Origin of the sequence: Rhizobium vallis (assembly GCF_003985155.1) — a bacterium.
Taxonomy (GTDB): Bacteria; Pseudomonadota; Alphaproteobacteria; order Rhizobiales; family Rhizobiaceae; genus Rhizobium; species Rhizobium vallis.
In genome coordinates, this window is sequence record NZ_ML133701.1 from 109,300 (window position 1) to 109,707 (window position 408).

Annotated in this window: 1 protein-coding gene; it reads left to right on the plus strand. The window is 55.9% G+C overall.

Going from position 1 to position 408, the window contains the following annotated elements; genetic code table 11:
- Positions 1 to 159 precede the first annotated feature (159 nt).
- A partial coding sequence (locus EFQ99_RS36405; protein ID WP_245441611.1) for a hypothetical protein occupies positions 160 to 408 on the plus strand: 249 nt, incomplete at its 3' end.

Genomic DNA, 408 nt, shown 5'->3' on the forward strand with positions numbered 1-408 from the left:
CGCATCAACCAGTTCGCGGAAGCAGTCCGAAACTACGAAATTCTACCCGACGGTAGCGTCGGCCGAGGGGACGGAAGGGTTCCCGAGGCTACCGTCGAGAACAATTTAGGGATTCTTAGGAGGTTCGCTCGTTGGCTCCGAGCAGAAAACAGAGATTCGATGGCTTCTCGGTTTTTAAACGATCCAGATTCGCTAGCCGGTGATATCGCGGATTACTGGGCAAACGGTGGGGACGATCGTAAGCGTCTTAACTCAGCACTGTCTCATTTCAGGAGGCTCTCGCCTGAGGGGCAAGAACTCCAAGCCGTTGGACCTGGGCCGCGCCTGATGGGGCGCCGAATTCATGTTCCCTATCCCGACGACGCCCTCATTATTGATGCCTTGGCCAACGAAGAGCGGAGTAAGCTC